The organism is Nannocystis punicea, from assembly GCF_026965555.1.
Classification (GTDB): Bacteria; Myxococcota_A; Polyangia; order Nannocystales; family Nannocystaceae; genus Nannocystis; species Nannocystis punicea.
In genome coordinates this window covers 6,453,085-6,471,097 of the sequence record NZ_CP114040.1, presented here as the reverse complement: position 1 = coordinate 6,471,097, position 18,013 = coordinate 6,453,085, and the positions used below count along the sequence as shown (strand labels likewise).

The window sequence follows — 18,013 nt, the reverse complement described above, 5'->3', positions numbered from 1 at the left end:
CCCGGTGGGGCGACGCGGGCGTGCGAGTCGGCGCTTAGAATCTATGTCCTTTAAGACATGCCTTGAAGGGCATGTCCGAATGGACGTGCGGCCCGCTCGGTGGCGTACGAGGGCTCAGCGGAGCGCGTCGAGGCGGGCGCGCAGACGGTCGAGGCCGAGGTTGCCGGGGCCGCCGAGGCTGACGCGGGCGGCGAGGCTGGTCGCCGGCGACCGGTCCTTCAGGTCGTGCATCTCGGCGGCGGCCTGGCGGTAGGCGTCGCGGAAGGGCAGGCCGGCGCGGGCGAGCTCGACGGCGCGGTCGGTGGCGTACAGCTCGCAGTCGATGGCGGCGGCCATGCGGGCGCGGTCGAGCTCGAGGGTGTGCACCAGCGCGGGGACGAGGGCGAGGCCGGCGAGGCCGCGGTCGAAGGCGCGGAGGACCGGGGCCTTGGTGGCCTGGAGGTCGCGGTGGTAGCCGCTCGGCAGCGAGAGCAGCGAAGACAGCTCGGACATCGCGCCCTCGGTGACGGCCGGGGCGGCGCGCAGCAGCTCGACGACGTCGGGGTTGCGCTTGTTGGGCATGATCGACGAGCCGGTGGTGTAGGCGTCGGGCAGGCGCACGAACGCGAACTCGGCGGTCGAGAACAGCGACAGGTCCCAGGCGAGGCGGCGGACGTCGAGCAGGGCCTGGTGCAGGGTCTGGACCGCGAGCAGCTCGAGCTTGCCGCGGCTGTTCTGGGCGTAGATCGGCGAGACCTGGACGCGCGAGAAGCCGAGCTCGCGGGCGACGCCGTCGCGGTCGAGCGGGAGGTTGACGCCGTAGCCGGCGGCGGTGCCGAGCGGGCTCGAGTCGAGGGTGATCGCGGTGGCGCGGGCGGTCTCGGCGTCGTCGAGGAAGGCCTCGGCGTGGCCGGCGAGCAGGGCCGCGAGCGACGAGGGGACGGCCCGCTGCAGGTGGGTGTAGCCGGGCAGGGCGACATCCTGCGTCGACTCGGCGCGCAGCAGGCAGGCGTCGGCGCAGTCGAGGCAGCGCGCGCGCAGGCCGGCGAGGGCGTCCTTGAGCCACAGGCGCATGGCGACGAGGATCTGGTCGTTGCGGCTGCGACCGGTGTGGACCTTGCGGCCGGCGTCGCCGAGGCGCTCGCTGAGGTACCACTCGATGGCGGAGTGGCAGTCCTCGAAGCGATCGTCGAGGACGAACTCGCCGGCGCGCCAGGCCTCGGCGAGGTCGGCGAGGCCGCGCGTCAGGGCGGCGGCCTCGGCGGCGTCGATGAGGCCGATCCGCTCGAGGCCGTGGACGTGGGCGACCGAGGCGCGGATGTCGTGCAGCATCAGCTGGCGGTCGAGGACGACGTCGTCGCCGGCGCAGAACGCCTGGGCAGCGGCGTCGAGGGCGGCCTGGCCCTTATCCCACAGCGGGCGGGTCGTCATGCGGCACTCCTTGGCGCTCGGGCAGGCCGAGGGCGAGGTTGAGGTTCTGCAGCGCCTGCGAGGCGGCGCCCTTGAGGAGGTTGTCGAGGGTGACGACGACGACTGCGTGGCAGTCGTCGACCTGGAGGCCGCCGATGACGACGTCGTGGCGGCCGGCGGCGGCGCGGACCTCGGGGACGCCGTCGACGACGCGGACGAGCGGCTCGTCGGCGTAGACGTCGCGGTAGCGGGCGAGCAGCTCGGGGCGCTCGAGCGGGCGCGCGAGCGGGAGGGTGATGGTGAGGCTGATGCCGCGGAAGAACGGGGCGACGTGGGGGACGAAACGGACCGCGTGGTCGAGGTGGTGGCTGGCCTCGCGCTCGTGGAGGTGGCCGGTGAGCGCGTACGGCATGAGGTTGTCGCGCAGGCGCTCGGGGTCGTTGCGCGGCGAGGGGGTGGTGCCGGCGCCGCTGTAGCCGGACACGCCGAAGGCCTGGGGCGGGCCGGCGAGCAGCCCCAGCAGCGGGGCGACGCCGAGCTGGATGCCGGTGGCGTAGCAGCCGGGGTTGGCGATCTTGCGGGCGCCGCGGATCTGCGCCCGGTGGCGCTCGGGGAGGCCGTAGGTCCACTCGGGGTCGAAGCGGTAGTCGGCCGAGAGGTCGACGAGCACGGGGGCGCGCGGGCCGGTCAGGACGTCGGCGTAGGCGGCGGCGAGGCCGTTGGGCAGGGCGAGCACGACCGCGTCGACCGGCCAGGTCGCGACTGTCTCGGGGGACATGTCCTCGAGGACAATGTCCGCGGGGGCGTGGGCGAGGTGGGCCCGCAGCGGCTCGCCCACCCCCTGGCGGGAGGCGGCGCGGGTCAGGCGGAGGCCGTCGTGGCCGGCGAGCAGGCGCGCGAGCTCGCCGCCGACGTGGCCGCGGGCGCCGACGAGGCCGAGAGTGCGGGTCATCGCGGACCTCCGGAGCGGCGAGCGCGGCGAGGGGCGGCGAGCCGGACGCCGAGGTCGAAGCCGCCGTCGATCGAGCCCGAGAAGCCCTTTACTTCGCACCGGGCCTGCGCCTTCGCCCGGCCGGCGGGCCGAGTGGGGGGGACGCCCGTGAGTCGAATGGTTTCCGTGCGATATGTCTTCACGGGCATGAGGATTACGCCAGGTCCGAAAGGGCATGTCCCTGACGACAGGCGATTCGGAGCGGGCGCGAGCGCGCTCGGGACCGGGGCGGAGCGGCGCGGGCCGACGGGTGCGGGGAGGGACGCATGGCCTTGACGACATGTCCTTGTAGGCATGGCGCTCGGGCCAGGTCCGAAGGAGCATGTCCTTCGCGGCAGGTTCGGGGCGCGCGCGGTCATGTCGCGCCTCCGATGGTGTGGGCGGCCTCCAGCGTGGGCGGGGCGGAGAGGGCCCGCTCGACGCACTCCTGGATGGTCGGGAAGTCGGTGATGCCGGTCCAGAACACGGTCCAGGCGCCGCCGGTGTAGCTGCCGTCGGCGCGCTGGAAGTACCAGGGGTTGATCGCGTTGTCGACGCGGGCGCGCCAGAACAGCTTGGGGGTCTCCCGGGTCATGCGCTGCCACAAGGAGCCGCCGATGCCCTCGCCCTGGGCCTCGCCGGTGACCGCGAACTTGTCGAGGTAGGGGATCGGGCCCTCGTCGGTGAGGATCGCAGCGGCGCGGTAGCTGTCGGCGAGGTAGATCCGGCGGAACGGCTTGCGGGTGAAGTAGTCGGCCACCGGGGGCCGGCCGAACGCGGCCGTGAGCAGGGCGGCGAGCCGCGGCAGGTCGACGCTGTGCAGCGACTCGTGCAGGCCGATGCGCTCGCCGCGACGCACGAGGGTGCCCGAGCCCTTGTGGGTGAACAGCTCCATGGCCAGGAGGTCCGGGGAGGTGATCGAGACCGAGGAGGCGCGCGGGAGCTTGCCGAGGAGGTCGTGGATCAGCTCGAGCTTGTGGCGGGTGGCGCCGGACAGCCACTTCTCGGCCAGCAGCGGCTCGTAGTCCTCGGCGAGGTTGACGGCGGAGATCAGGTCGCCGTACTCGTCGCGCAGGCCGCCCTGGGCGCGCAGGAGGATGATCTTGTACGGCTGCAGGCGCAGCGCGAGGGCGTGGGCGGCGAGGTCGGGGCCGAGGTCGAGGATCTGGCCGCCGGCGGTCTCGCCGATGCTGGCGAGCACGGGCATCGAGCCGGCCTTGAGGCTCGACTCGATGGCGTCGGTGTCGACGCGGACGATCCGGGTCCGCTGCTCGCCGCCCGCGTCGTCCTCGAGCTCGGCCGCGAACACGCCGCCGACGACCGGCCGGCCGCGCGCGCCCATCTCCTCGAGCATGTCGACGAGGCGCAGGTTCTCGGCGCGGAACACCCGGCGCACCTGCTCGAGCGCCCTCGGCGAGGTCCGCTGCTTCCAGTCGGTGGAGTCGACGCCGGCGGCGGTGAAGGCGGCCTGCAGCTGCGGCCCGACGCCGTGGACGACGACCGGGTGGAGGCCGACCTGGTGGAGGAAGTTGAGCGAGGAGGCGAGGCTCTCGAGGTCGTCGGCGAGCAGGCCGCCGCCGACCTTGATGACGGCGAAGCGCTTGTGCTCGACGCTCGAGAACTGCTTGAGGTACTGCTCGACCTCCTTGCGGCCGCCGAGGTTGCGCAGGAGCTTGACGATCAGCTCGCGGGGGTTGGGCATGGTCGTGGGATCTTCAGGACAGGATCGCGCGGTAGCGGGTCGCCGCCTCGACGAGGTCGGCCAGCGGGACGTACTCGCCCGCGGTGTGGGCCTGTTCGATCGAACCTGGCCCGTAGACCAGGACGTCGCGGCCGGCGGCGGAGAACAGGGCGGCCTCGGTCCAGAAGTCGACCGGGTCGCCGGGCGGCAGGCCGAGGCGGGCGGCCAGGGCGGCCGCGGCGGCGCGGGCGTCGGCGAGGCGCGCCGGACCGCCTGCCGGCAGCGGCGGGGCGAGGAAGCCCGGCGTGAAGCGGACGCGCGTGGGGTCGGGCGCGAGCGCGAACAGCTCGGCGAGGGCGAACTCGGGCGGGAGGTCGGGCGGCGGCCGCACGCCGAAGCGGACGGTGGCCGCGCTGGCGATCATGTTGGCCTTGAGGCCGCCCTCGACGGCGCCGAGGTTGAGGCGCAGACCGGGCAGCGGACCCGGGCCGGCCTCGCTGGCGCTGGCGTGGGCGAGGGCGAGGGCGGCCCAACGGACAGCCTCGTGGACGGCGCTGTCGCGCAGGGCCCGGGCGGCCGAGGCGTGGCCGCCGGTGCCGGAGAACACCGCGGTGGCGGTGCCGATCCCGCGGTGCTCGAGCACGGCGCAGCAGCGGGTCGGCTCGGCGACGACGACGCTGCCGAAGGTCGGGCGCGAGGGGCGAGAGCCTGGTCCGGAGGACAGGTCGCCGGGGCCGGAATGAGATGTCCGCGAGGACAGGCCGCCGGCGGATGCCCCGGTAAACAGGCCAGAGCGGGCGGACGAGGCGGCTGTCCCGGAGGACAGGTCGCCGGCGAGGCCCGCGGGCGCGGTGAGGCCGGCGGGAGATGTCCGCGAGGACAGGTCGGCGGCGGATGTCCCGGCGGACAGGTCGGCGCGGGCCGCCGGCGAGGCTGTCCCGGAGGACATCTCGACTGTCTGTGAGGACAGGTCCGAGCGGGCCAGGAATTCGCGGATGCAGCGGCTGCTGCCGGCCTCCTCGTCGGACGAGAACAGCACCGCGGCGGGGCCGGTGGTGGTCTCGAGCACGCTGAGGAGGCAGGCGGCGGCGCCCTTGATGTCGCAGGCGCCGAGGCCGATCGCGCGGTCATCCTCGACGCGGAGGACGTGCGGGTCGGCGGTCCAGCCGGGGTCGGCGGGGACGGTGTCGACGTGGACGTTGAACAGCACCTGCGGGGCGCCGCGGACGGCGAGCAGGTAGACGCAGCCGTCGCCGAGGTCGACGGTGTCGCAGGCGAGACCTGCCCCTTGGAGCATGTCCCGCAGGTAGGCGAACAGGCCGGCGTCGCCGGCGATGGCGCGCGGCGGGTTGCGGGTGTCGAACCCGACCAGGCGCCCCAGGTGCCCCAGGGTGCGCCGCAGCGTGGCGTCGGTCATCGCTGCCCGGGGCGCCGGCGCGGGTTGACGCGCGCGGACAGGGTCGAGCTCATGCCGAGCAGCTTGATGAAGCCCTCGGCCTCGCGGGCGTCCCAGTCGGCCGACTGGGCGTAGACGGCGCCCTTGTTGCGCAGGATGTGCTCGGAGCGGACCGCGACCGGGGTGACGACGCCGCCGGCGGTCTCGAGGGTGACGGTGCCGCTGACGAACGCCTGCGACGAGCGCAGGAACGCCTCGAGGTCGTCCTTGAGCGGCTCGAAGAAGAAGCCGCGGTAGACCAGCTCGACCCACTTCTTGGCGACCAGCGGCTTGAAGCCGTTCTGGTTGGCGGTGAGGATCGCCTCCTCGAGCGCGCGGTGGGCCGTCATCAGGCCGGCGATGCCGGGGCACTCGAACACGATCCGGCCCTTGAGGCCGATCGTGGTGTCGCCGGTGTAGATGTTGCGGCCGACGCCGTAGGCGCCGAGGCGCTCGTTGAGGCGGCGCAGGATCTCGGGGCCGGGCAGGGCCTCGCCGTCGAGCTTGACGGCGACGCCGCGCTCGAACTCGATGTCGATGCGCGCGGGCTTCTTCGGCCAGTCCTCGGGGCGCGCGCACATCTGCCAGGTCTCGGGGCCGGGGGCCTGGAACTCGTCGATCTCCGAGCCGGAGGCGGTGACGCCGAGCAGGTTGACGTTGATGCTGTACTTGGCGGTCTTCGGCCGCACGTGGTGGCCGAGCTTCTGCAGGTACTCGGCCTCGTAGGCGCGCACCGCACGGTGCTCGTGCTGGATGTCGCGGATCGGCGCGACGATGTCGTAGTCGCCGAGCGAGCGCACCGTCTGGTCGAAGCGGACCTGGTCGTTGCCCATGCCGGTGCAGCCGTGGGCGAACACGCGGGTGCCGCGGGCGTCGCACAGCGCCAGGGCGCGCTCGACGATGATGTAGCGGTCGCTGACCAGCAGCGGGTAGACGTCCTGGTAGAGCTGGCCGCCGATGACCAGGGGGACGACGACGTCGTCCCAGATCGGCTGGGCGCCGCTCTCGGTGACGTGCTCGACGGCCCCGAGGTCGCGCGCGCGCTGCTCGATGTAGGCCCGCTCGGCGTCGTCGACCCCGCCGGTGTCGACGAACAGGGTGACGACGTCGTAGCCGCGCTCGCGCAGGTAGGGCACGCAGAAGCTGGTGTCGAGGCCGCCGGAGAAGGCGAGCACGACCTTCTTGTTCGAAGCTGTACTTTGGGACATCTTGGGGGGATCCTGGGAGCGGGGCGAGGCGAATCAGCGGTCGGCGGTCTCAGAGGACGCCGCGCAGGAGGGCGTCCATGAGGGCCTTCTGGACGTGAAGGCGGTTCTCGGCCTCGTCGATGTGGATCGCGCGCGGCGAGTCGAGGACCTCGTCGGTGACCTTGACGTTGCGGCGGACCGGGAGGCAGTGGCTAAACAGCGCGTTCGGGGTCATCGCCATCTTGGCGGCGTCGACCATGAAGCGCTTGCTGGCCTCGCGGATCGGCTTCTCCTCGTCCCAGCGGCCGAAGTACGGCAGGGCGCCCCAGCTCTTGGCGTAGACGATGTCGGCGCCGCGGTAGCCCTGCTCGATGTCGTGGGTGACGGTGAGGGTGCGGCCGGCCGCCCTGGTGTACTCGGCGGCGGCGTCCATGTAGCGGCGGTCGAGCACGTACTCGGGCGTGGGGCACAAAAGGGTGACGTCCATGCCGAGCTTGGCGGCGATGATCAGCGCCGAGTTGGCGACCGCGGTGTTGAGCGGCTTGGGGTGGTACGTCCACGTCAGGCACATCTTCTTGCCCGCGAGGTCGCCGAGCTTCTCCTGCAGCGTCAGCGCCAGCGCCAGCTCCTGGCACGGGTGCGTGATCGTCTCCATGTTGATCACGGGCACGGTGGCGTGGCGCGCGAACGACTGGATGACGCGGTCCTCGCGGTCGACCTCCCAGCGCTGGAACTTGGGGAAGGCGCGCACCGCGATGGCGTCGACGTAGCGCGAGAGCACCCGCGCGACCTCGCGGACGTGCTCCTCGGGCTCGCCGTCCATCACCACGCCGTCGTCGAACTCGATCGGCCAGGCGCCCTTGCCCGGCTCGAGCACGATGGCCTTGCCGCCGAGCTGGTGCATCCCCAGCTCGAAGCTGGTGCGCGTGCGCAGCGAGGGGTTGAAGAAGACCAGGGCGATCGACTTGCCGGCGAGGGTCTGCGCGTGCGGCCCGGCCTTGATGGCGCGCGCTGCGGCGAGCAAGGCTTCGATCTCGGCGCGGCTGTAGTCGAGGGTCGAGAGGAAGTGGCGCACGCGCGCTCCTCTAGCACAGGGGGGCGGTCGGCCAAATAGGCGCGGGGGCCGACGCGAGGCGCCGGCGAGCGAGCGATTGTGAACTTCCTCTCGCATTCGCGGCGGCGCCGGCGTCACGCTCGCCAGGCGGGGTGCTCGCGGGCGAAAGCTGCGAGGTCGGCTGCCGTGGGGACCGGCGCGGGGCCCCGGTCCTCGCGGGGCGGCGACGAGGCCGTCGGCGGCGTCGCGGCACGGCCGTCGGGATGAGCTCACGTGGCGGCGCCGGCGGGGCGGCAGGCGCGGTGGTCCTGCCGGCGCTCCCGGCGTCGGCGGGCGGGGCGGAGGTCGGACGTTCTCTCTGGTTGAAGGGACAGGCTCTTCAAGACATGTCGATCGAGACATGCTCGAAAGAGCCGCTGGCGAGCGTCGGGGCGATCTCGCGCGGTGGCATCGGCGTCTGCAGAGGTCTGGACGACCGACCGTCGGTCGGTCATGCTACCGACCGTCGGTCGGTCGGTCGGTCGGAAGAGGGCATGGCGCGCATTATCAAAAATCCCGAGGTGCGGCGGGGGGAGCTGCTGGATTGTGCGCAGGCGCTGTTCTTCGAGCGCGGGTACGAGCGCACGACGGTGAATGACATCATCGCCCGGGCGGGGGTGTCGAAGGGCGGCTTTTATCATCACTTCGAATCGAAGGAGGAACTGCTCGAGGCGCTGGCGGCCCGCACCGCGCAGGCGACTGTGGCCCGCTTCGACGACGTGCTGGCGGCGCCAGGGCTCGACGGGCTGGCGCGGCTGAACGCGTTCTTCGCCCGGGCCCGCGCGATCAAGGTGGCGGAGGCGCCGGCGCTGCGGGCCACCTACGATTCGCTGTTCAGGCCGGAGAATACTCTGCTGTATCTGCGGATCCATGCGGCGGTCAATCCGGTGATCGCGCCGGTGCTGGCGAAGATCCTCGAGCAGGGGCGCGACGAGGGGCGCTTCGATGTGCCGGATCCGCTGGCGGCGGCCGAGATCGTGCTGCAGCTCGGTACGACCATTCAGGCGGCGATGGGGCGGGCGCTGGCTGCCGTGGGGAGCGAGGATGCGGCGACGGCGATGGCGGCGCTGGAGGCCCGGCTGCGGTTCCACGGGATCGCGGTCGACCGGATCCTGGGGCTGCCGGACGGGAGCATCCGCTTCATCGAATCGGACACTGTGGCGGCGGTGATCGCCGACGGGAGATCGGGATGACGACGGAGAAGGTGACGCTGACTGCGGAGAAGGAGACACTGCTCATCACTCTGGCCGCGAAGGCGGGCGAGAGCCGATTGCCCGATTCGCTGCTGCACGACGAGCAGGCGGCGCGGGCGGTCGAGCGCATCGACTACGACTTTTCGCGGTTGAAGGTCGACCGCAACCTGATGATCGGGGTGTCGATGCGCGCGCACATCTTCGACGGCTGGACCCGCGATTTCCTGTCGCGGCACCCGCGAGCGACCGTGGTGCACATGGGGTGCGGGCTCGACACTCGAGTGTTTCGCGTCGACCCGGGGCCCGCGGTGCGGTGGATCGATGTCGATTATCCGGAGGTGATCGCGCTGCGCGAACGGCTGTATCCGGCGCGCGAGGGGTATTCGATGATCGCGACGTCGGTGACTGCGCCGGGGTGGATCGAGACGATCCCGGCGGATCGACCGACGCTGATTTTGGCAGAAGGGCTGATGATGTACGTGGGGGTGGAGGAGGCGCCGCGATTGATCGGGCGGCTGCTCGAGAAGTTCGAGAAAAATGGCGGAGAGCTGGCGTTCGACGGGTTCAGCAAGCGCGGGGCGCGGATGATCCTGCGCCACCAGGCGGTCAAGGCGACGGGGGCGTCGATGCACTGGACCATCGAGGACCCGCATTCGCTCGAGCGGGAATTTTCGCGGTTGCGATTGATCGACGATTATCATGCGTACGATCCGAAGGGGTACGATCCGCGGCAGGTGGCGCGATTGTCGTGGGCGGCGCGCGTCGCAGTGCGGCTGTTCACGCTGATCCCGGCGCTGGGGCGGATCAGCCGGCTGTTGCGGTATCGGTTCTGAAGGGGCGAACTCGGGCTCAAAAGTGCGCTCCAGGAGGCTCTCGGCGGGTCCGGGTCCCGTGAGCGAAGCGACCCTCGGCGGGGCGTCATGCCCCCGGAACCTCGGGCCGGCCTCCGAGGTTCGCGGATGCTTCCGGCGAAGATCCGCGGCTGGGGCGGCTCGGCGATTTTTTTGCTACGTTGCCGCCTCGGACGAGCGCCGGGCGCATGGTCGATCTCTCGCAGGGTACGGTCGTCGTTTGCACTCGCCGGGCGACGGGACAATGGGCGGTCGTGATGTCACGATCGTGCGAGGCCGAGGTGAAATGACGGAGACGAGCGACGAGGCGCTGCTGCACGCGTGGATCGATGGGGACGCGGCGGCGGGCAAGCAGCTGGTGACGCGGCATTACCGGCGGATCCTGCTGTTCTTCTACTCGAAGGTGGGGCCGGAGCTCGGCCGCGATCTGACGCAGGCGACCTTCGAGACGCTGTGCGCCAAGAAGGTGGTCTTTCGCGGCGAGTCGTCGGTGCTGACCTACCTGTTCGGCATCGCCCGGTGGAAGCTCGTCCACCACCTGAGGACCCGGCGGCTTCACGACGAGCGCTTCGAGCCGCTCGAGCACTCGGTCGAGCTGCCGGACGTCGACCGCTCGATCACCTCGCTGTTCATGGGCCGGCAGCGCGAGGCGCTGCTGGTCCGCGCGCTGCGCTCGCTGCCCCTCGACGACCAGATCGTGCTCGAGCTCAAGGAGTACGAGGCCATGACGTCGCGCCAGCTGGCCGAGGTCTTCGAGGTAGGCCGCGACACCATGTCGAGCCGGATCAACCGCGCGCGCCAGCGATTGACGGTGGCGGTGCAGCGCGCGGCCGAGTCGGCGCAGCTGATCGACTCGACGCTCACGGGGCTCGACGAGTGCATGCGGGAGATCCGCCAACGCCTCGACGGCGCAGCGCGAGGCGCTCGCTGAGTTCTTTAGAGAAGAAACAAAGAGTCGACGGCGCGAGTCAGCAGCCGTGGCCGGCGAACACGGGCACTGCGCCGCAGGCGTGGGCGGCGTAGTAATCCCCGGGGGTCTCGTCGTCGCCGATGTCCTCGGTCGTGCCGTAGCCGAGCTGACCCTCGGAGTTGCTGCCCCAGCAGCGCACTGTGCCGTCGACGGCGAGCACGCAGGTGTGCGAGTAGCCGAGCGCGATCTTTGCCACTCGATCGATCTGCCCGTCGTGGTCGAGGTCGCCGACGTCGACCACGCCGCCGTTGCCCATCGCTGCGTAAGCCTCCGCGGGCGTGAGGTGATGGCCGATGCTCCAGTGGCCGGTGGTGTCCCGGAGCAGCGGCCCGTAGCCGAGGCTGCCGCGGATGCCCCAGCCCCAGCAGCGCACGCGGCCGGCGTCGTCGAGGACGCAGGCGCGCTTGCGACCCATTTGCAGGTCGACCACGCGGGCGCCGTCGAGGTCGCCGAGGTCGACGGCGAGGATCGGGCGCGGCACCAGGCAGCCGACGCCGTGGCTGCCCTCGTCGCACGCGGCGATCCGGTCGAAGCGCTCGCCGAGGGCGCCGTCGTCGTTGCCGCCCCAGCACCGCACCTCGCCCGCGAGGCTCAGGACGCACGCCCAGCCGCCGTTCATGCGCACTGCGGCGACGTCGAAGCCCGCGAGCCCCTCGACGTCGAGGTCGGGCGTGTTCGGGGTGCGACCGCGGGCGCCGTCGCCGACGCCGTCGCCGGCGTAGCGGTTCACGGGCCAGCCGGTGCCGAGGTGGAGGTTGCGGTTGCCGCCCCAGCAGCGCACGGTGCCGTGGTCGAGCCGCGCGCACACGTTGGTGATGCCGAGCGACAGCTCGCGCACGCCGACGTCGCCGAGGTCGATCGGCTCGGCGGGAGGTTCGGTGCGCGGCTCGGTGTCGCCGCGGCCGAGCTGTCCGTGGCTGTTGCTGCCCCAGCAGTACACGCCGGGTCGCTCGGGGTCGCCTGCCAGGGCGCAGGTGCCCGACTCGTTGGCGGTGATCGTGCGGACGGGCGGCAAGGCCAGCGGCGGGAGCCGGGCCGGGATTTCGTCGGGCGCGTCGCCCCAGTGGGTCACGCCGGGGCCGAGGCCGAGCTGCTCGCTCGCGTCGCTGCCCCAACAGCGGGCGGTGTCGTCGTCGAGGACGACGCACACGTGCGGGGCGAGGAACTCGAGGCCGAGCTGCCGGGCGCGACGGGGGCCGAGGTCGACGGGCGGGACGTCGCAAGGCCGCTCGTCGTCGCCGATGTGACCGGCGTGAGCGGGCTGCGCCAGGTGAGGCCCCTGCTGACCCCAGCAGCGCACGTGGCCGCTGCGGGTGAGGGCGCAGGTGTACGAGTTGGCCGCGCGCAGGTCGACGATCTCCGAGTCGCTGCAATCGGGCTCGCAGCCGTCGGCGGGCGCGGTGTTGCCGTCGTCGCACTGCTCGTCGGCGTCGACGCGGCCGTCGCCGCAGCGCGGGGGAGCGACGACTGCGACGGGCTCGCGGTCCTCGCCCGAATCGCTCGCGCTCGCGGGCGGCAGATTCGGTGCATCGACGTCCTCACGCGAGACCTCGAGCGCCGCGACGCCGAGGCCCAACATCACCGCTGCACTGGCCGCCAGCGGCACGAACCGGCGCCACGGGGAGCGGGCCCCGAGCTCGCGCAACGCCGCGAGCATCGCCGCCATGCCGGCGAAGCGCTGCTCCGGTCGCTTGTGACAGGCGCGGTCGAGCCAGCGGCGCAGCTCCGCCTCGACGCTCGCGGGCAGGCCGAGCCCGCGCACGCGCGGCAGCGGCAGCATGAGGTGCTGGTACATCAGCTCCGCCGGGGTCGCGCCGAGGAACGGACGCTGGCCGGTGAGCACGAAGTAGGCCACGCACCCGAGGCTGTAGACGTCGGAGCGCGCGTCGGCCTCCTCGCCGCGGAACTGCTCGGGGCTCATGTAGGCGGGGCTGCCGAGGACCACGCCGGTGCGCGTCAGCTCGGTCGACTCGTCGGCGCGCAGCAGCCCGCGCGCCATGCCGAAGTCGATGAGCTTGCAACGATCGCTGCCGTCGTCGCGCGTGCCCACCAGCATCACGTTGGACGGCTTGAGGTCGCGGTGGACGACCCCGCGCTCGTGCGCGCACGCCAGCGCCTCGGCGAGCTGGATCAGCACCGCCCGCGCGCGGCTCCACGGCAGCGGCCCGGCCCACTCGACCTCCTCGGACAGGGTGCGCCCGGCGAGCCGCTCCATCACCAGGTACACGAGGCCGTCCTCGGTCTCGCCGACGTCGAGGATGTCGACGACGCCGGGGTGGCGCACCGCGGCCGCCAGTCGGCCCTCGCGCAAGAAGCGGCGACGTACCAGCGGATCGGCGGCCAGCTCGTCGCGCAGCAGCTTGACCGCGACCTCCTTGCGGATGCCGACGTGCTCGGCGCACCAGATCTCGCCGACGCCGCCGCGACCGAGGCGATGCAGCAGACGATAGCGTCCGGCGATCAGGGCCGTCTCGCGCGCAGGGGCCGGCGCGAAGCCGCCGGGCCGGACGCGGTCGACGAGCTCGGCGCACCAGCCGTCGACCTGCGAGCCCTCCGGGGCTTCGCGGGCCGGCAGCGCGGCCGAGGGGTCCTCTGCCGGGTCCGGCCACGTCGACGGATCGCTCATCGTGCTCGACATGAGCCTATCACCAGGAAAGCTCGGGCTCGAGTCGACCGCTCGAGCCCGAGGCGCGAGCTCGATCAGAACGCCGACATGAACGCGGCGCCGTACGAGAACAGGTGCAGCTCGCCCGAGGTGTCGGTGCGGGCTGCCACCAGGTGATCCCCACCGCTGGCGAGCGAGGCGACGATGGCGGTGTCGGTCACCGCGCTCAGACCCCGCGTGGCGTGGCGGGTGAGCGCGCCGAACGGGTCGATGCGCCAGCCGATCATGCGGAAGTTGTCGGCGTCGTCGCGCATGGCCGAGACGAGGTCGCCGCCGGGGATCGTGGGCGTCGCGTCGTGGGCGGAGACATCCCCGGCCGAGATCGTGTCGACCCACGTGATCTGGCCGCTGCCGTCGACCTCCCAGGTGTCGAGGCGCAGGGTCCCGGTGGCCGACAGTTGCACGCTGGTGACGACGTACTCGGTCAGGCCGACCGGCACCGTGTCGACCCGGACCGAGTCCGCGCCGAGGATCGTGGTGTACGTATCGGCCCAGGTGACGCCGCCGGCCGCGGGGACCTCGAAGCTCCGCAGCACGAGCAGCCCCCCGGTCGTGAGCTCGGCCGTCACGACCCCGTCGAAGCCGGAGGACACCGTGGTGATCGCCACGTCGTCGATCGCCCCGCCCGAGCCGGTGCCGCTGAGGTCGCGGGTGATGTTGAGCCCCGAGTCGACGTGGTAATCGATGACCTTGAGGTTGCCCGAGCTGTCCTCGATCGCCGCCACGTAGCCGTCGTGGGCCGGCGACTTGGTGGTCTCGACGCGGAACACGGCGGGCTCGCTCAGCTCCTTGCCGACCTGGCGCACGATCGCGCCGGTGGTCGACGAGACGGTGTACGGGATGTGCTTGAGGTCGCCGTTGCTGCCGCGGATCGCTACGACGACGTCCCGTGTGCTCCGCGGACGGGTGACGGCGGTGTCGAGCACCGAGCCCTCGTTCACGGTGTCCTGGTCGGTGATGGTGCCGCCGGTCTCGAGCTTGTACGAGCGCAGGCGCAGGGCGCCGCTGCTCTGGTACACCAGCAGGTCGCCGCTCGAGTGGGTCGTGAAGTGGAGGTCGGTGGCCGCGACGCCGTAATCGTTGTGGTCCTGCTCGGCGCCGATCCCGTCGGGCATGAAGCAATAGGGACGGCCCGGGATCCACTCGTTCTCGCCGATCTGGAACCACGGCTCCAGCGGATTGTCGGCCGCCAGCGGATCCCAGCCGGCGATCGTCACGTCCGTGGTTTCACACAGCTGCTCCCAGCCCTCGACGAATTTGATCTCCTCGCTCGGGCCCTCGCATGGGCGCGAGGACGCGTCGTACGAGAACGGCTTGACGTGCATGTGCAGGTGCGGGCCGCTGGAGGCGCCGGAGTGGCCGACACGGCCGAGGAAGTCGCCCTTCTTCACCGGCACCGGGGTCGGCAGGATGGTGCCGGTGACCATACCGTCCCATGTCCCGGCGAGCGAGCATGTCTTCGACAGGCTGTCGGGCCAGCCGTCGGCGTTGGCGTCGCGATTCGTCGGCAGCGGACACAGCGACGACGGGATGCTGTCGAAGTCCATGTGGGCCAGATAGACGATATAGTCGCCGTCGGCGTTGCGGATCTGGAGGTGGTTGCCGCCGCTCATCGGCGAGGAATCGGGGGTCCCGTCGTTGTTGAAGTCGTAGTCGACGCCGGGGGCCGGCTTGTTGGGCGCGGTGCGCCAGCAGGCGATGATCTCGCCGTCCTCGGGGGCGTACAGCGGGGCCCCGAAGATGAGGGCGTCGCCGTTGGCGGTCCCGGAGGTGCCGCTCTCGTAGCGCGTCCATTGCGTGCCGTTGTGAGCGGCGGCGTGGAAGTCGATGCCCCAGCCGTTGTGACCGTAATCGAAGCCGGTGTGGCCGGTGGCCCGGAAATAGGCGCCGCTGGGCAAGGAGTCGCCGCGGGCCGGGAAGGCGACGGGATAGGCGTGCGCGGTGGCGCCGAAGCCCAATGCGAGCAGCACGACGAGGCCCGCGGATTTGCGCAGGAGGGGCGAGGCCGGCCGCGCGCGGCGAGAGAGAGGAGAGGAGGTCCTGATTGCGAGCTTGGAGATGGTCATGGGATGAATGCGCTGTGCTTCGAGCCGCGCTGTCGCGGCCACGCTCGGCGACCCAGCGTCGCCGTCCCATGCGTAGTGAGAGCACGTCGAGGCTTGGTTCGCGCGGCCGTCAAAATTTTTCGAGCGGACGCGCTCGGGGTCGAGCCGGCCCTTTCAGGGTCCGTCGGGGGATCCCCCGCGAGCACGATTCGGGGCTCGACGAGCGCTCCGCCGGCGCGGCGGAAGCACGAGGTCGCCCTCGCCGGGCTTCTCGGGATCCACAGACCCGCGTGTCCTCGGGGCACGGGCCAGGGCGAGGTCTATCGTGAATGGCTTTCAGGACATGCCCCAAGGGGCATGTGCAAGGGCTCACGCTTCGTGAACGAGCGACAGATCGATGGCGATCGTGGTCGGGATCGTGAATCCGGCGTACTCGCACCGGCACTGGCCGCCGATGTCGGAGGTGTAACAGGCCTCGCTGTTGGAATAGACGTGCTGGGTCGCCTCGGTCACGTCGATCTCGGCGGTCAGCTTGAACCGGCCGCCCTCGAACACGACCGCTTCGAGGAGCCACGGGCTCGTCTCCGATCTGAAGAGCGTGGACATGGAGCCGAGGGGCGTCGCGTCCGGGAACGGGTGGTCGATCCACATCGTGACTGCCAGGAGGTTCTCGGCGAGGACGGCGTCCGTGGTCTCGGCGTCGGGCTTGGCGTCGAACTGCAGGGTGAGCCTCACTTCATCACCGGTCCGGTACTTGTACAGCTGGAACCCGGTATAGCCCCCCTCGTACTCGAGGCCGTCCCCTCCGTCGGCGTTGTTCGCTTCCACGTGCAGGGCGTCAGGCGGACAGAAGTCGAGGGCGCACTCCTGCACGGAGGCCGAGCCGGGGCCGGCGTTGACGCAGAAGGGCTCCTCTTCCGCTTCCGTGGTGCCGGCCGTCGGATCGCCGGTCGTGGTCGCTCCCGTCGCGGCGGAGGTTGTGTCTGCCCCGCTGCTGGTCGTCCCGGTGGGGTCGCTGTCGGTGGTCCCGGCGCCCTTTTCGGGCGGGCATCCCGTCCCCAGGACGAGGGTCGTCAGAACGAGCGCGCGCGAGATCGAGCTCTTCCTCATTCGAACAAGACTACCATAACTTTTGCCGTCTCGGCTGGAGCCAGGTTGTTCGCCGAATCTGCGCATTTTGCGCGAATTCCGAAGGCACGTCGCGGGCATTGCCTCGAGTCAGCGGCGGTCCTTGGCCATGGCCCTGAGGTTGGCGCGGCGGGCCTCGTGGGCGCAATCGGGGCACCAGGTGTGCTGATAGCGAATGGCGCCCGGGCGGGCCCACCAGCGGTGGCCCTTGTCGCACTCCCACTGGAGGTGGGTGTTGCGGTCGACGTATTTTTTGGAGATGCACTTGCCGCCGTTGGCGGCGGCCATGCGCTGCATCTCGCCGATCCCGAGGCGGGTGTCGGCGCACTGCGGGCACCAGCGATCGTTGAGGATGTTGCCGCTGGTGCTGAGCCACTCGTGGCCGCTGGCGCAGCGCCAGCGCAGCTTCTTGCCCGACTGGAGGTTGCGCTCGGTGAGGAGGGCGCCGCCGCGGCGGGCGGCGATCTTGCGGACGGCGGCGATCCAGCCGTCCTCGCGCCGGCACTCCTTGCACCAATGGCCGAGGCGAATGTTGCGGGCCCGCGAATTGAATCGGTGACCGCGAACGCACTCCCAGCGCAAGGGGCCGTCGAAGTCGACGTATTTGGAGGAGACGCAGCGGCCGCCCCACCTGGCGACGAGGGCGTCCATGTCGGCGAGGGTGCGGCGACAACGACCGCACCAGTGGCCCTCGCGGATCTTCCTGGCCTCGGCGTCCCATTCGTGGCCGCGTTCGCAGCGGAACCGCATCTTCTGCCCGAGCGGCGGGTATTCGCGGGAGAGGCAGCGGCCGCCCTTGTCGCGGGCGATGGCCTTGATCTTCTCGAGCTTGTCGGGGGTGCGGTAGCGGCAGGTCGGGCACCAGTGGCCGCCGAGGATGATGGCGGAGGTGGTGCTCCAGCGGTGACCTCTCTTGCACTCGTAGTCGGCGCGGCCCTGGTAGCCGGGATAGGCGGCGGCGAGGCACTTGCCGCCCTGCTGACGGGCGATCGCGCGGAGCGCCGCGAGCCGGGCGGCGGGGTCGTGTCGAGGCGGGCGCTCGGTGTTTGGCTCGGCGACCGGCGGGGCGGGCGCCTTTCGCCGCGAGGGCTTCGGCGGAGAGGTTGGCGCGGGGGCCGTGCGCCGCGAGGAAGGCCGGGCGGCGGAGGGTTTTTGTGCGGAGGCAGGCGCGGAGGCCTGGCGCTTCGAGGCAGGCGGGGTGGGCTCGGCGGCGACCGGCCGCGAGCGGCGCGCGGTCGGGGCGGTCCGGCGGGTCGTGCGAGGGGCCGCGGCGGCTCGCGAGGCACCAGTCTTGCGCCCGGACCGAGCGCTGGTGGAGGCCGAGGGCACGAGGGTCGACGCTATCACCCGCTCGCGGATGCGCGCAAGCGCGCGGGGCGGCGCTCGTGGCTCCGGAGGGGGCAGGC

At 71.7% G+C, this 18,013-nt stretch carries 13 protein-coding genes; 3 read left to right on the top strand and 10 right to left on the bottom strand.

The annotated features are described in order from the left end of the window. Positions 1-114: 114 nt before the first annotated feature. The 6 genes from argH to O0S08_RS24895 form a co-directional block, all read right to left on the bottom strand. Complete coding sequence (argH, locus tag O0S08_RS24920) at positions 115-1,410, bottom strand: argininosuccinate lyase (RefSeq protein WP_269041745.1); 1,296 nt, start codon at positions 1,408-1,410, stop codon at positions 115-117. Further along, a complete protein-coding gene (argC, locus tag O0S08_RS24915; protein ID WP_269041744.1) occupies positions 1,385-2,341 on the bottom strand; it encodes an N-acetyl-gamma-glutamyl-phosphate reductase in 957 nt (318 codons plus the stop codon). The genes argH and argC overlap by 26 nt, the downstream gene beginning before the upstream one ends. A gap of 394 nt (positions 2,342-2,735) precedes the next feature. Beyond that, a complete protein-coding gene (locus O0S08_RS24910) occupies positions 2,736-4,061 on the bottom strand; it encodes an acetylglutamate kinase (protein ID WP_269041743.1) in 1,326 nt (441 codons plus the stop codon). 13 nt (positions 4,062-4,074) lie between these two features. Next, positions 4,075-5,457, bottom strand: a complete 1,383-nt coding sequence (locus tag O0S08_RS24905; RefSeq protein WP_269041742.1) for a M20/M25/M40 family metallo-hydrolase — start codon at positions 5,455-5,457, stop codon at positions 4,075-4,077. After that, positions 5,454-6,683 (bottom strand): argininosuccinate synthase, encoded by a 1,230-nt coding sequence (locus O0S08_RS24900; protein ID WP_269041741.1) that lies wholly within the window; start codon positions 6,681-6,683, stop codon positions 5,454-5,456. The genes O0S08_RS24905 and O0S08_RS24900 overlap by 4 nt, the downstream gene beginning before the upstream one ends. A gap of 49 nt (positions 6,684-6,732) precedes the next feature. Beyond that, positions 6,733-7,737, bottom strand: coding sequence for an N-acetylornithine carbamoyltransferase (locus tag O0S08_RS24895; protein WP_269041740.1), 1,005 nt, complete (start codon positions 7,735-7,737; stop codon positions 6,733-6,735). A 365-nt stretch (positions 7,738-8,102) separates the two neighbouring features. Here O0S08_RS24895 and O0S08_RS24890 point away from each other — a divergent pair, with 365 nt between their 5' ends. The 3 genes from O0S08_RS24890 to O0S08_RS24880 all read left to right on the top strand — a co-directional run bounded on the left by O0S08_RS24890 (position 8,103) and on the right by O0S08_RS24880 (position 10,730). Then, complete coding sequence (locus tag O0S08_RS24890; protein WP_269041739.1) at positions 8,103-8,948, top strand: TetR/AcrR family transcriptional regulator; 846 nt, start codon at positions 8,103-8,105, stop codon at positions 8,946-8,948. Continuing rightward, the gene (locus O0S08_RS24885) at positions 8,945-9,781 is read left to right on the top strand and encodes a class I SAM-dependent methyltransferase (RefSeq protein WP_269041738.1); all 837 of its coding nucleotides are present in this window, start codon (positions 8,945-8,947) and stop codon (positions 9,779-9,781) included. Before O0S08_RS24890 ends, O0S08_RS24885 begins: the two co-directional genes overlap by 4 nt. 304 nt (positions 9,782-10,085) lie before the next feature. Further along, positions 10,086-10,730, top strand: a complete 645-nt coding sequence (locus O0S08_RS24880) for an RNA polymerase sigma factor (RefSeq protein WP_269041737.1) — start codon at positions 10,086-10,088, stop codon at positions 10,728-10,730. 37 nt (positions 10,731-10,767) lie between these two features. On the opposite strand, the gene O0S08_RS24875 is transcribed toward O0S08_RS24880, so the two are convergent. The 4 genes from O0S08_RS24875 to O0S08_RS24860 form a co-directional block, all read right to left on the bottom strand. Next, positions 10,768-13,407 carry a protein kinase domain-containing protein gene (locus O0S08_RS24875; protein ID WP_269041736.1) on the bottom strand — a complete coding sequence of 880 codons (2,640 nt, stop codon included), beginning with the start codon at positions 13,405-13,407 and terminating at the stop codon, positions 10,768-10,770. 62 nt (positions 13,408-13,469) lie between these two features. Further along, a complete protein-coding gene (locus O0S08_RS24870; protein WP_269041735.1) occupies positions 13,470-15,404 on the bottom strand; it encodes a hypothetical protein in 1,935 nt (644 codons plus the stop codon). Between the two features lie 444 nt (positions 15,405-15,848). After that, positions 15,849-16,589, bottom strand: a complete 741-nt coding sequence (locus tag O0S08_RS24865) for a hypothetical protein (protein WP_269041734.1) — start codon at positions 16,587-16,589, stop codon at positions 15,849-15,851. 108 nt (positions 16,590-16,697) lie between these two features. Further along, positions 16,698-17,936, bottom strand: a complete 1,239-nt coding sequence (locus O0S08_RS24860) for a zinc-ribbon domain-containing protein (protein WP_269041733.1) — start codon at positions 17,934-17,936, stop codon at positions 16,698-16,700. Positions 17,937-18,013 lie beyond the last annotated feature (77 nt).

Coding starts and splice junctions, on each gene's coding strand:
- argC (WP_269041744.1), bottom strand. CDS start 2,341: ATGACCCGCACTCTCGGCCTCGTCGGCGCCCGCGGCCACGTCGGCGGC.
- O0S08_RS24900 (WP_269041741.1), bottom strand. CDS start 6,683: ATGTCCCAAAGTACAGCTTCGAACAAGAAGGTCGTGCTCGCCTTCTCC.
- O0S08_RS24880 (WP_269041737.1), top strand. CDS start 10,086: ATGACGGAGACGAGCGACGAGGCGCTGCTGCACGCGTGGATCGATGGG.
- O0S08_RS24875 (WP_269041736.1), bottom strand. CDS start 13,407: ATGTCGAGCACGATGAGCGATCCGTCGACGTGGCCGGACCCGGCAGAG.
- O0S08_RS24865 (WP_269041734.1), bottom strand. CDS start 16,589: ATGAGGAAGAGCTCGATCTCGCGCGCGCTCGTTCTGACGACCCTCGTC.
- argH (WP_269041745.1), bottom strand. CDS start 1,410: ATGACGACCCGCCCGCTGTGGGATAAGGGCCAGGCCGCCCTCGACGCC.
- O0S08_RS24890 (WP_269041739.1), top strand. CDS start 8,103: ATGTCGATCGAGACATGCTCGAAAGAGCCGCTGGCGAGCGTCGGGGCG.
- O0S08_RS24910 (WP_269041743.1), bottom strand. CDS start 4,061: ATGCCCAACCCCCGCGAGCTGATCGTCAAGCTCCTGCGCAACCTCGGC.
- O0S08_RS24885 (WP_269041738.1), top strand. CDS start 8,945: ATGACGACGGAGAAGGTGACGCTGACTGCGGAGAAGGAGACACTGCTC.
- O0S08_RS24905 (WP_269041742.1), bottom strand. CDS start 5,457: ATGACCGACGCCACGCTGCGGCGCACCCTGGGGCACCTGGGGCGCCTG.